We start from the raw sequence: 12,456 nt of genomic DNA on the forward strand, positions 1-12,456 counted from the left end.
GTGGAGATTGAATTACACGAAGGCCCGCAGAAGCCGACGATGGCCATTCTCACTTATGCCGATGAAAACCGGGTTTTTCGCGGAAATCAGGAAAATTTTATCGATCTGATCCGTACAGGTGAGGAAAAAGGCGTATTGGTTTATGTAATGACCACATCCGACTTCAAGCTGGTCGGCAAAAAAGCGATTGGCTACTCTTATAACTTTCAAACGAAAAAGTGGAAAAAACAGCTGCTCCCGCTCCCCCACGTGATCTATAATAGGATTCCATATCGCAAATTCGAGCTGCTCCCTGAGGTGCAGCAGGTGCTTCAAGTATGTATGAGACATGGAAAAATCCATTTATTCAATCCAACCTTTTTCAATAAGTGGACGTTATTTGAATGGCTAAATAAATCCAAACACACTCAAACCTTAATTCCTGCAACTGAAAAGCTGACGACAAGCGAAGATTTGGAGCAACTGCTGCAGAAGCATCAAAACCTGTATCTGAAACCGATACGCGGCAAAGCAGGCAAAGGCATTATGAAGGTAAGCCAAATCCCGGAAAAAACAGCGAAGACCCGCCGATACCAGCTAAGCATTCAAAATAAAACAAAAAGCCATATATCCCGCTACTCTAACGTTCCCCAGCTGTGGACTCAAATTCGTGAAGCGATAGGCAATAAGGATTACATCATACAGCAGGGAATCACATTGGCTAACTATAAGCATCGTCCGTTCGATCTTAGGGTGCTCGTTCAGAAGAACAACAAGGGCCAATGGAGCATTGCCGGTATCGGAGCTAGGCTTGCAGGAAAGCTGAGTATAACGACTCATGTCCCAAGAGGCGGTTCGATTGATGATCCAGCCAAGCTGCTCGATGCTGGCTTCGGCCCTACGGTCAGCAAAAAAATATTAAGGAGGGCCAAAAAATCGGCGCTGATCTTAGCCAAACAAATTGAGAAAGCGAGCCAAACGATGCTTGGGGAAATGTCGATGGACCTTGGGGTCGATACGACCGGCCAAATCTGGTTCTTTGAAGCCAATTCCAAGCCGATGAAGTTCGACGAGCCTCATATCCGTCAAAAATCGTTGGATAACCTGATCTTATACAGCGTTCATCTATCCAAAACCGCAGCGAAGCGTAAAAGAACGTATAGCCCTTCTACCAAAACCAGATAAAACAAGAATTGAAAAGACTGCTCTCAAACGAGCATAAGACGAAAGACCCCTTCTTTCTAAGACGGGGTCTTCATCTGTTGAGGCGCCATTAACGAAAGGAAGGATCGCTCTCTGCCTGTATCTATCCAGGTGAGAAGGCGATCCTTTTCATTGTCATTCTGCAGCTTCGGGTTATCAAAATTCTTATGCATACCCGTTAAAATTTGGCTGAATATCGGGCATACTGTACAAACTTTCTAACGGATGGACGGATTTTGCCCTCCACCGATAGCGGTGCGTTATCGTCTTTTGACGGCTTAGAGTTGACTTCGATTAGCCATACCCGACCTTGAGAATCCAGTGCAAGATCGATACCCAGCTCGGCAAAATGCCCTGGTACCTGCGTCTCGATCCCTTTAGCAATCTTCAATGCGGCCCGCCTCAGTTTAGAATTTCCGCCGGAGGCATTAGGGTTGCCAGAGCGTGCTATCGCATCTTTAACCGTACTCAGGGAGCCTCCTCGTGCTAAATTGGATACGTATTGATGATCTCCGGCAATTCTCGCCACAATGGAGGTCACACCCCAATTGCCCGTTTCTCCACGCTGCACGAGCGCCCTGAAATCGACCGGTCTGCCGTTCACGGTAAGAAGATTAATTCCTTGTTGAATTTGATAGCGTGTTTTCTTCGCTTTTTCAGTTAGGCTGTCATACAGATCATTTAGGTTAGTAAATGTTTTTTTGCGAACCCCGCTCTTGCTCGTGAAATAACAAGAGTAAGAATCGCCCGTACTCCGGTTGATGCGAATAATCCCTTTGCCCAAGCTCCCTCCGACCGGCTTGAGGAATACAACGGAATGATTACTGCACATCGTTTTCAGTATCGAAACATTACGGAGCAAATAGGATTCCGGCAAATAGACGCTTAGTCCCGTTTCCTTTTTTAGCGCATCGAACACTTCCATTTTGTTTAAGTATTTTTCATTGAAAAATACGAGATCTTTGCGAGTTTTCGCATGCTTAATGAAATCCTGAACATTGGCCTTGTTCTCTGTCTTTCTTGAGGTTAACCGGTTATAAATCACATCCGGAATCGGGAAGCTCGATTTTACCCATTTGTTCGTGTAGTGCCAGCCTCTTATCATATCGCTTTGACCCTGCATGTCTTTAGGCGTGCAAAAAAAGACGGCTGCCCCGTATTTTTGACATGTTTCAGTCAGCTCACGGCAAAATGCCGTGTTGACACCAAATGGCTTATCTGGCATGTTGGGAAATACAGTGCTGACCATAACCCCGATAAGCGGACCGATATAAATCGCACGCGAACTCGGCTTGTAACGAAGACATAAACTGTCATTGGCCGACAAATTCCATTTAGAAGCAAGCGAAGTGCTAATTTGCAGGACGCCGGCTTGTGATGATGGTAAGACTGTCACCTCCTGTCTGCCCGTTCCGAAGCATAATTTCAGTGGAGTTTGAAAGGGAATCTTCCATTTCTTTGCTATAGCTTCGCTGAGCTTGAGAGTCGAACCGTCCGCAGAAACGCCGGAGCTTTGAATTTGCACCTTTACTTTTGTTCTTATCATGAGAAACCCCTTCCCAGCATCGTCTTGCCATCGTGACAGCAATATGCTTGGAACAATTACAAACGAACTACTTCATCATATGTGGGCATTTACCCCTTGGTGAAAAGAAACTGCCTAAACGTTAAAGATAAAAAGATGACCTGACTCTCTCCCACAAAATTAGGCGAATATCTACAGCGAGATGAATGCCCTGTTCATATCCTAGTATGAGGTTCTATTATTTTGGAGAGACGGGAGGGCCTCTATATGAACAATATTCTCGGCATCATGACACACCGGATCCATCATCCACGTAGCTTTGAGCGGCATGCCAGAACGGCTTTAGCGGAAAATTTCAGTGGAGTGATTGTGTATACACCGCAGGAAGTGAACCTAACGACTAGGCAGATCCACGGTTATGTATTTCAAAATGGAGCTTGGTCCCGACAGCGCACTGCATATCCCAAGATTAATTTGGACCTTGGCTTCTATCCCGAATCATCGCTTAGAAAAGCAAGCCTTGTAAAAAATAACAAGCAGCTTTGCTTTACCGCCTATGGATTAGGCAACAAATGCAAAATTCAGAGTCATCTTGTTCGCTCCTCGTTTCTTGAGCCTTATCTCCTGCCGACCAAGCAAGTAAAACAGCACAGGAATTCATCCAATTTTTAAATGCGCATCGAAGTATTATGTTAAAGCCGATTAATGGCTGGGGCGGAAAAGGAATTATAAGAGTCACTCTGGATAAAAACCGATTTATCGTTCAGCAGAACGGAGTACCGACGAAGAGCTTGCCTACCAGCGCTCTCGGCTCTTTTATTCGACAAGTGTTGAAAAACGGCCATCATCTCATGCAAAAATGGATCGACATCCGAAACCGTAGCGGACATGTCTATGATATCCGTGCGCTTGTGCAAAAAAACGGGGAGGACCAATGGCAAACCACAGGAACCGCCGTCCGTCAAGCAAAGCAAGGCAAAATTACATCTAATATAAAAAGCGGCGGCAGCGCTCACCAGGTAAGCAATTATTTGAAAAGGGAATTCGATAGCGAGAAAGGTAACGCTCTTACGAGCTCTGTCGCCGAGATAGCACAGTATATCCCGCCTTTTATGGAAAAATCGTATCATACTCGTTTATCAGAGCTAAGAATCGATCTTGCCGTAGATTCGAGCGGCAGGCTTTGGCTGCTTGAGGTTAACATTAAACCGGGGAGAATGATCATGAGGCAGGTCTACGGTAAAAAGGCATGGGAGCGGAGCTTCCGGATTCCTTTCCAAAACGCACGCCATTTGCTGAAAAAAAGCGCTGATTGATTTCATTTTTTTCGTTTTTGAGCTAATGAAGACGGCAATAATTCCGGCAAAATATTACAATACTTTTTCCAGAAATATATCACTACGGGGTAAAATAAGTAATGCTAAACCAGCGCCACAATAGGAAACGAAGCCCTTTTATGAGAAGAACCACCCCCATTCCCAGCACATTTTCCGGACATATTTATTCCAATTAAAAGAAGTTGTAGCTAGCTTGGCTATAACTACCAGTGAAACCGTCCATCATTCCTTGTTATTATGGTTAAGTAACCCATATCAGGTGAGGTTATGCAACTGAGATAAGGAGATGGTAATCATTGAAGAAAAGAATTATTTGTTTAACGCTAGCAATGTCCTTGGGAATTACGGGAATAGCTTCCGCTAACGCAAGTTACACCACTTCCGAAGCCATTGCCAAGTACAACAAGTATATTAAGGCAGACAGCTATGTAAAAGATGAATTGTACAACGTAGCGGATTTCCGCAGCAAGTATTCCAATGTATCGGGTTCTCTTGCATACCAAATCGTTGACAGAGCTATTTGGTATATGGAAAATGGATACTTTGTATACGGCCACGGTACAGATGCTTATGGAAAATACGGCTATGAAGACTGCTCCGGCTTCACTCGTCTCGTATACGGTGATTTCGGCTACAATATCACAGGAACTTCTGCTAATTATGATTCCGTTGGAACCAAGGTCGCAGGCGTTGGCAAGAAGAAAGTGAATGGAAAATGGCAGTTAACTGGCATTGAAAACTTGCGAATCGGCGATATTCTAACCTGGCAGGTGACAGACCATATTTCTCACGTTGCCATTTACATGGGTACAAATCGCGATGGCCAGCCGGTAGTGCTCGGAACACGCGATGACGGCAATCCGACAGGCCTTGGCACCATAGATAGCTGGTCCTACTGGTGGGGTGAAAACTTCCATTCTGCAAGACGCGTTATACCTGATTCCGGCTTCACTGGAATGGCAGGACGTACGGTCAGCGCTCCAGTAATTCCAAGCTCGTACGTCCTGCCGCCTCAAAAGCCTATTCCAGCATGGAATTCCAATTCTGGTTCTAACTCTGGTTCTAATTCAGGCTCTAACTCCGGTTCCAACTCAGGCTCTGGACAAAAGCCGCCAACTGAAAAGCCAGATGCACAGAAAAAGCAGTACGTTGTCACGAATAACGGGTGGGTGTCCTTTAAAGCTTCTGCAAGCTCTAGCTCCGCTACGGTAGGTCGTTTGGAATTAGGACAAAAAGCAGAATTGATCAAACAAGCGAATCAATACTGGTATCAAGTGAAATGGAATGGCAAGACAGTCTACATAACAACCAACACCAAATACACAAAAGTTATAAAAGAATAGCCGTTTCATGCTATAGCACTAATCCCATCATTTCATAGTATAAACATTTCAGCGCCGCTTACGATCAAGCGGCGCTTTATTTATTAAGACTGAGCTTTTGTTCTAGCCCCCGTCAATCCGGCATCTTTCAAAATGCTGCTTAATATTCTCAATTGATAGTCAACACGATCCTTTATGGGAAGACCTATTCCGGTTTCTACGGTAATGGCTTTTGCTTTTAGGAGGTGATATGCGGCTGATCGGCCCGACCCTCGTAATCGGCGTACTAGGATGGAGAAGTGCCTTGATCTATGTGGAATCGAAACGTTCATATGATGAATGACTCGTTTAGCAGCAGGGATGCTTGACTACCCGGATTAGTAATCAACGTTTGACCAAGAGATCTGGGATTTATCTTGGATAATCCGTTCGCTTTATGCAGATCAATATACCATCCTGGCTGCTGCCGCTTGGCTAATTGAAATACCGCTCTTGAAAGCGGGTGACGAGCCGCTTTGGCACGAGGAGACGGAAACGTTCGATTTAAATCAGGAATACCCCTTAAATGCCGCTTAACAGCAATCTGATTGACGGTAGGAATGACAATCAGCTTACCGCTATAGATATGAATAACTCTACTTTGAATCCATTTCAACAGTTTTTTTGCCGAGAGAATTCCTGCCCTTTCCGTCCCGTGGACACCTGCCGTCACCATAACCGTACTACCTTTATAATCTCCATGGATAATAAAATAGGGAGTCTCGAACTTGGTGTTCTTATCCAATAGATGTTTAGTGATTTGCACTCTGCGTCACCTCCCGGATAATTCTAAAATAACATATAAGTTAAAAAAACATAAGTAAAGCTCTCCTTGTCGGTTCACGACGAAGAGAGCTTTCTTCTTTGGTGGCTTCATTCGGGTAACGTTCTGTCTATACATGGGTCAGCGGATCATTTTCGTCAGTGCTGAGGCTCTGAGAATGTGGACGGAAGTTTCGATTTTGTCATATAGGTGAGAATTGGCATGATATCTAAACAATTGGTATTGAGGTTTGGTATTGGCTTCGAGCAGCCAAATTTGTTGATTAGTATCGATCGCAATATCCAACCCCAGCTCGGTAATGTTCGGATAATGCATCTTCATAGCTTTGGCAATTTTATCGGATAACGCCCTGATCCGACCATCCCATTCGGTGATGTCCTGCTTCGATACATGGAACGTAGATAAAAGAGCCTGATGCAGCCGAATAGGCTTACCCCCGCTGCTATGGTTCGTTACGAACCTATTTTTGGCCGCCACTTTTCCCATAATACCAAAAAATCTCCACTTCTTGTTGGGCCTGATATGAAGCAAAACTCGAAAATCAACCGGTTTTCCTTTAATACGAATCAAGTCGATGCCCTGCTGCACGATATAGCTTTTGCTCCCGATCAACTGCTTCAGCTTTTGGGAGGCTAATTTTACATTACGATGTCGATACGTCTTTGTGGCTGTCTGGACCATACAGGCGCCACCTTCTTCTCGTGAAACCTTTATAATGCCTTGTCCCCTCATTCCAAGGTCCGGCTTGAGAAAAAGGACCGTATGCCGTTCGATCATTTGTGTGAAGGTGTCCGTTGCGAATTGTTCTGTCTCCGGTAATACGGAGCGAATCTCCTCTTCACTCCAAAGCGCCTCGTGCTTTAACCATTTTCTCCCGGGGTACTTAAGCAAATTTCCTTTCACTGTAGGATCTCCTCCGTGTGAATAACAGCGGTGAACGCTTTTAAATAACAATGATAAGACGTTACTATACTATTCCGCTATTAGAGAAAGAGTACCTCGCCTGTTCAACCATTTGGACACAACGGATGGCCATGCAAATTTGGGCGCGCTCATGTAAAGCGGGACTAGTTCCATGCTCATATGATATTATGCGGTTCCAAGCTTTCGGAGGGCCCAGCAGACGATTATTTCAACAGAAACGGAGATGGGTCATGAGTACGGACATTACGATCGCCGCGGTCGGAGATTTTTTAATGAAATATAGAATTATTGGCACTGCCAAAGCTGGAGATAAGCGTTATTCCTTTGACGAGATATTTGAACCTGTTGCCTCTTATCTGCGCGACGCTGATTTAACAATCGGCAATCTTGAAACGACATTTTCCGGTTCGGAGATCGGTTACTCCGTATCTAAAAGGAGCCCTAAGACCGGATGGCCACTGTTCAATTGCCCTGATTCGTTCGCAAGCACTTTAAAAAAGCTCGGCTTTGACGTTCTGACAACGGCTAACAATCATTGTATGGATTGCGGGATCAGCGGACTTAAACGAACCTTGAAGGTGCTTGATTCCAAAGGGTTGTCTCATACAGGCACTTACCTGACGCACAAAGACTCTCAGCAATTTTTAATTAAAAACGTAAAAGGAATCAAAATCGGCATTTTATCCTATACTAAAACGACAAATCGGATTCCTGTGCCTTCCGATCAAACCTGGTCCGTCAATAGGATTCAACCTAGTAAAATCATTGCCGACATCCGTAGGCTAAAAGCCAAGTCCGTGGATCTCGTCATCGTATGTATGCACTTCGGCAGAGAATACAGCAAATATCCTAACGAAGAACAAAAGAAGTATTTCCGCTTATTATTCAAGCATGGGGCAGATATTATTTTGGGCGCACATTCTCATGTCATTCAGCCATCCCTTTTCTACGAATCCAAGGATGTGAATGGAATCAAGAAAAAGAGATACGCCTCCTTCTCCCTCGGCAATTTCATTTCCACACGTTTATATGGAAACGATCATACATTAACAGGGCTTATTAACCGTCTTCATATCCGTAAGCATGATGACGGAAGAGTGCAGATTATGAGCGCAGATTTCATTCCTACCTGGGTTCGCAGAATCAAGGTTGGAGGACGAACCGCTTTTCGAGTGGTTCCGTTGTTAAGTACAGTGGAAAAACAAGCGACCCGCACCGGAGGCGAAAGTGAGCGAATGTCGAAAATGGTTCAGCATTTAAAGAGGCATATTCCAAGATACCAAAACCATTCCGATTTCAAAATTCTTTAATATACGGACTGCAAAATAAAAATACCTTCCAAGCTGACCGTCAACCGGTCTGTAAAGCTTGGAAGGTAATTCTTATAATCTATTCATAATAGATTAAGGTTAGCGTCGTATTATTTAATTACTCTTCTAGCAAACATAAATCTGCTTTTGTAATAGCTGGAATTAAGATCCGTAATTTTAACATCGGATTTGCTGTTGATGTTGTGAATCATTTTTCCGTTGCCAATATAAATACCTACATGACCTACGTCTTTCAAGCTTTTCGAGCTGCCCATGTTACCGAAGAAAATCAAGTCGCCTTTTTGCAAATTGCTATAAGAAGTGATCTTCTGCCCTACTTGAGCTTGATGATCATCGTCTCTATCAACGAGAGTAACGCCGATATTTGCTAGTTTGTAAACAAGCGCGGTGAAGCCGGAGCAGTCCGTTTTATATGGAGCGTGAGCTTCTTGACGCTGTGTCCAAGGTACATACTGGACTTTGCCTTGCAGAGACAGTGCCGTTTGAACAACCTTATCTCTTTTGGCTGCTACAGATAATGTAGATGCCTTTGTGCTCGTAATGTTAGTGGCTGCTGGAGCAGCTGAAGCTGCGCTAACCCCTATCACAGGACTAAGAGCCAGGGCACTTGTCAAAACAATCTTCATCAAACGTTTCAATACAAACCTCTCCTTTTCGCGGCCTACGAGGTTAGCTGACGGATTCGGGTCAAAGGTCAATCACCCTACCGCTTACGCGGCTTCACCCCAGAAATTTGGTTCCCCCGTGCTTTCTATTAAGCTTCGGCCTTTAATATATTTTTTTGCTTATAACCAGCAAGCTACGAAAACACTTGTATTGGTTTTTTGAGCCACTTCAGTGTAGCATGGGCTACTAGGGCATTTCATGGTGCAAAATATTCCATCAGCACACCTGCTTATCCAATAAAAGTGGATGTATGTAAAATATTTCATCTTGATCAGGATTAAACCGCGATAAAAGAGCCTTTAAAAGTAAAAAAAGGGAAACCGATATTTCGGCCCCCCAGCTATTACCAATACATTTGACAGCCAAAAGTGCAACCTTTTCGGAAATGGCTGTTTGTTTTAATTTGAGATTACAGTAGTGCCAACAATTCATTAAAGCTGCCAATTCGAACATCTGCGTCTTCAAGTTCTCCCTCTTTACGGAAGCCCGCATAATCGCATCCGATGACGGTTAATCCGTTTTCCCGACCAGCTTCCACATCCGAGGAACGATCCCCTACCATCCAGGCCGATTTTACATTGTAAGTTTCAAGCAGCATCTGTACAAGATCCACTTTGGAACGGGTCTGATATTCCCCTGCACTGTATAAGCCTTCGAATAAAGGCCCCAGCTCTTTATGTAGGACTACACCCTTGACATAAGACTCCAATCCATTGCTTGCTACAAACAATCGGATTCCTTGAGCTCGCAAAGTGGATAAGGTTTCGGCAACACCTTCATATAGCTTCCCATCGCCGCGAAGCAAGCCCTGAATTTGATAATCCAGCAGCAATTCGTCGGCTCTGCGGTGTACCTGGACATCTACGTCCGGCATGACCCGCTGCCAAATATGTTCAAGAAGCATACCTAAACTGCCTAAAATTTCACTCTCCGGTGGTGTAGCTCCCTCATAGGCACCTTCAGCCCGAAGCTCATCGAATGTTGCGTGATATGCCGGCAGCAGCAGCGTTTCCGTTTGGAACAAAGTACCGTCCAAATCAAAAATCATCGCCTCCGGCTTTGGTAAGGTCGATCTCATTGGTTAACTCCTCCGAATGATTTTTTCTTTTATACAAACATGATTTAGGTCCAATGTCAAACGAATCTCACTGTGCATTTTGGCTGATTGCAGGGTTTGCAGACAAAAAATTACGGATTATCTGGTAGCCTGCTTCTCCCTTCAAGCTCAGTATCGATTCGGGATGAAATTGAACGGCATATAAAGGCGCCTGCTTATGCTCAACCGCCATCACTATCCCATCCTCAGAAATGGCAGTGACTTTGAGACAATCAGGTACATCTGCGGCATAAAGCGAATGATAGCGCCCCACTTGAAAATGGTCTTGTATCCCATTCCATAACAAGCTTGGCTGAGTAAGATTCACAACCGATGACTTCCCATGCTGAGGGACACTCAACACTTGAAGTGTTCCTCCATAATACTCGACCAGCCCCTGCAGTCCAAGACAAACGCCTAGGATTGGCACTTTCCGTGCTACGCACATATCAAGCGTCCTGACCATTCTGAAATCAGCGGGACGACCCGGTCCTGGCGATAAAATAATACAATCAAACTGCTCTTGAGGCTGCTCCAGCAGCTTGTGGGCATAGTTCCATCTCACCGTCATCACCTGAGCTCCGGTTTGTCGGAAATAAGAGGCCAGTGTATGAACAAACGAATCTTCATGATCGATAACCAGGACCCGTTTGCCTGCACCTGGCTGTTCTCGCTCCATGGTTGCAGAAGGCTCCCATGTAATAACGGAGCCGCGGATAGTCTGAAAGAGAGCTGCTCCCTTCGTCAAAATTTCCTGCTCTTCTTCCATCGGATCAGAATCGTACAGCAGTGTGGCTCCGACTCGGACCTCTGCTCTTCCTTCGGCTATCTTCATGGTCCGCAGTGTGAGCCCTGTATTCAAGTGACCATTAAATGTATAAAATCCTACTGCCCCTCCATACCAGCCGCGCGGTGAATCCTCGTGGTTCTCAATCCACTGAATAGCTGCCCGTTTCGGGGCACCCGTAACCGTTACGGCCCACATATGCGTCATAAAAGCATCCAAAGCGTCAAATGGCTCGGCAAGTGTTCCTTCGATATGATCCACCGTATGGATTAAATGAGAATACATTTCCAGCTGCCTGCGGCCGATAACTTGAACAGTTCCCGGCTCACATATACGTGACTTGTCATTGCGATCCACGTCCGTACACATCGTAAGCTCCGCTTCGTCCTTGGCTGAATTAAGAAGCTTTCGAACCTGATCGGCGTCTTCCAGCGGCGAGTCGGCTGCTTCGTCCGATTTTCCTCCAGTACAAATTCCGGCTCGGATAAAGACTCAATACTCCCTGTTATTAGGGTATTTCCCCTATGAAGCATTACACTCTTCATCCTGTTGAGATGTGAGAATATAAAGTCCAGTAGCAGCTCTCCGCGCGAATTCAAAGCTTTAAGCTCAAATCTGTTAGACATGGAACGCAGCTCTAGAGGAGGGTTAAGGAATCCAACATCCCATCGGGAATACCGGCCTGGAAACTCATAGCCGCTGCTAAACAGAGCGCCTTGGTGTTGGTCGATTCTAGCAATTATACCTTGCAGCGCTTGATTGGAATCAACGGGGATGCTTCTTCTCGTCACATTTAATTTTCCTTCGGTTACATAGGTGGTCGCTTGCGGGGATTGCTTAAAGGGAATGCTCATAGTTCTCCTCCTTTTGGGTAAGAAGAGAACAGAGAGGAAGAAGGTATGGTCAAATAGACCAATACAAGTGGGCTCAGCTCAACTTTTCTCATCTCTGATCTCAATTACGGCTCAACTCTACTCATCTCAAGGCCCTTTCTACAAAGAGACCTTGGAAACATCATAGTTCCAATAATCTCCATCTGTCAATGCTATATCCAAAAGGACTGGATGATGTATCTATGGTCAAGATGATATGAATTCATATCATTCTCTTTTGGATATGGATGGAACCGCGGCTGAGCCATACATATGTAAAGAAGCGGCTCTCATTTAAAACAAAATCCCATCAGATTGCGGGTGGTGCAAATGGTGAAATTTTGTTCAAAGTGCAATGAAAAGATGAGTGAAGGAGACATTGTCTGCAAGTATTGCGGGACGTTTTTGAGCACAAGCGAGCAAGCAGCTCCCCCGCCTGACCAAAAAACCGGCTCCAAAGCCGGCACCATTACCTGGATCATCATCATTATTCTAATCGTTGCCGCTATCGTATATTATTTTTCAAAATAAAATGTGGGATTGGGGCGGCCGCGGGCTGCTCCTCTTTTTTTGTTACAAAAGCCCATTTCT

At 44.9% G+C, this 12,456-nt stretch carries 12 protein-coding genes and 1 riboswitch; of the genes, 6 read left to right on the forward strand and 6 right to left on the reverse strand.

Going from position 1 to position 12,456, the window contains the following annotated elements:
• Positions 1 to 6: 6 nt before the first annotated feature.
• Positions 7 to 1,164 (forward strand): YheC/YheD family endospore coat-associated protein, encoded by a 1,158-nt coding sequence (locus tag QMA13_RS27945; RefSeq protein WP_282943605.1) that lies wholly within the window; start codon positions 7 to 9, stop codon positions 1,162 to 1,164.
• A gap of 196 nt (positions 1,165 to 1,360) precedes the next feature.
• Here QMA13_RS27945 and QMA13_RS27950 read toward each other — a convergent pair whose 3' ends face one another.
• On the reverse strand, positions 1,361 to 2,728 hold the full coding sequence (locus QMA13_RS27950; RefSeq protein ID WP_282936948.1) for a YheC/YheD family endospore coat-associated protein: 1,368 nt from the start codon (positions 2,726 to 2,728) through the stop codon (positions 1,361 to 1,363).
• Positions 2,729 to 2,974: 246 nt separating this feature from the next.
• Here QMA13_RS27950 and QMA13_RS27955 point away from each other — a divergent pair, with 246 nt between their 5' ends.
• The 3 genes from QMA13_RS27955 (at position 2,975) to QMA13_RS27965 (ending at position 5,387) form a co-directional block, all read left to right on the forward strand.
• A complete protein-coding gene (locus tag QMA13_RS27955; RefSeq protein ID WP_282936949.1) occupies positions 2,975 to 3,379 on the forward strand; it encodes a hypothetical protein in 405 nt (134 codons plus the stop codon).
• Positions 3,367 to 4,023: a YheC/YheD family protein gene (locus tag QMA13_RS27960; RefSeq protein WP_349254237.1), complete on the forward strand. Its 657-nt coding sequence runs from the start codon at positions 3,367 to 3,369 to the stop codon at positions 4,021 to 4,023. Before QMA13_RS27955 ends, QMA13_RS27960 begins: the two co-directional genes overlap by 13 nt.
• 317 nt (positions 4,024 to 4,340) lie before the next feature.
• The gene (locus QMA13_RS27965; RefSeq protein WP_282936951.1) at positions 4,341 to 5,387 is read left to right on the forward strand and encodes a C40 family peptidase; all 1,047 of its coding nucleotides are present in this window, start codon (positions 4,341 to 4,343) and stop codon (positions 5,385 to 5,387) included.
• A gap of 307 nt (positions 5,388 to 5,694) precedes the next feature.
• Here QMA13_RS27965 and QMA13_RS27970 read toward each other — a convergent pair whose 3' ends face one another.
• Positions 5,695 to 6,171 carry a succinylglutamate desuccinylase/aspartoacylase family protein gene (locus QMA13_RS27970; protein ID WP_282936952.1) on the reverse strand — a complete coding sequence of 159 codons (477 nt, stop codon included), beginning with the start codon at positions 6,169 to 6,171 and terminating at the stop codon, positions 5,695 to 5,697.
• A 138-nt stretch (positions 6,172 to 6,309) separates the two neighbouring features.
• On the reverse strand, positions 6,310 to 7,092 hold the full coding sequence (locus QMA13_RS27975) for a YheC/YheD family protein (protein WP_282936953.1): 783 nt from the start codon (positions 7,090 to 7,092) through the stop codon (positions 6,310 to 6,312).
• 251 nt (positions 7,093 to 7,343) lie between these two features.
• On the opposite strand from QMA13_RS27975, the gene QMA13_RS27980 reads away from it, so the two are divergent.
• Entirely contained in the window at positions 7,344 to 8,423 is a 1,080-nt protein-coding gene (locus QMA13_RS27980; RefSeq protein WP_282936954.1) for a CapA family protein, read from the forward strand.
• 110 nt (positions 8,424 to 8,533) lie between these two features.
• Here the strand turns inward: QMA13_RS27980 and QMA13_RS27985 are convergent, their stop codons facing one another.
• The 3 genes from QMA13_RS27985 to QMA13_RS27995 form a co-directional block, all read right to left on the reverse strand.
• Positions 8,534 to 9,082: a C40 family peptidase gene (locus QMA13_RS27985; RefSeq protein WP_282936955.1), complete on the reverse strand. Its 549-nt coding sequence runs from the start codon at positions 9,080 to 9,082 to the stop codon at positions 8,534 to 8,536.
• A 5-nt stretch (positions 9,083 to 9,087) separates the two neighbouring features.
• Positions 9,088 to 9,221: riboswitch (cyclic di-AMP (ydaO/yuaA leader) on the reverse strand.
• A 298-nt stretch (positions 9,222 to 9,519) separates the two neighbouring features.
• Complete coding sequence (locus tag QMA13_RS27990; protein WP_282936956.1) at positions 9,520 to 10,188, reverse strand: HAD family hydrolase; 669 nt, start codon at positions 10,186 to 10,188, stop codon at positions 9,520 to 9,522.
• Between the two features lie 67 nt (positions 10,189 to 10,255).
• Entirely contained in the window at positions 10,256 to 11,479 is a 1,224-nt protein-coding gene (locus QMA13_RS27995) for a chorismate-binding protein (protein ID WP_349254238.1), read from the reverse strand.
• A gap of 749 nt (positions 11,480 to 12,228) precedes the next feature.
• On the opposite strand from QMA13_RS27995, the gene QMA13_RS28000 reads away from it, so the two are divergent.
• Positions 12,229 to 12,396 carry a hypothetical protein gene (locus tag QMA13_RS28000; protein ID WP_481858041.1) on the forward strand — a complete coding sequence of 56 codons (168 nt, stop codon included), beginning with the start codon at positions 12,229 to 12,231 and terminating at the stop codon, positions 12,394 to 12,396.
• The last annotated feature ends 60 nt before the right edge of the window (positions 12,397 to 12,456 follow it).

This window comes from Paenibacillus sp. RC67 (assembly GCF_030020805.1).
Lineage (GTDB): Bacteria > Bacillota > Bacilli > Paenibacillales > NBRC-103111 > Paenibacillus_S.

What these genes read in the sequence shown, in the direction of transcription:
- QMA13_RS27950 (WP_282936948.1), bottom strand. Translation starts at nt 2,728, where the DNA reads ATGATAAGAACAAAAGTAAAGGTGCAAATTCAAAGCTCCGGCGTTTCT.
- QMA13_RS27955 (WP_282936949.1), top strand. Translation starts at nt 2,975, where the DNA reads ATGAACAATATTCTCGGCATCATGACACACCGGATCCATCATCCACGT.
- QMA13_RS27980 (WP_282936954.1), top strand. Translation starts at nt 7,344, where the DNA reads ATGAGTACGGACATTACGATCGCCGCGGTCGGAGATTTTTTAATGAAA.
- QMA13_RS27990 (WP_282936956.1), bottom strand. Translation starts at nt 10,188, where the DNA reads ATGAGATCGACCTTACCAAAGCCGGAGGCGATGATTTTTGATTTGGAC.
- QMA13_RS28000 (WP_481858041.1), top strand. Translation starts at nt 12,229, where the DNA reads ATGAGTGAAGGAGACATTGTCTGCAAGTATTGCGGGACGTTTTTGAGC.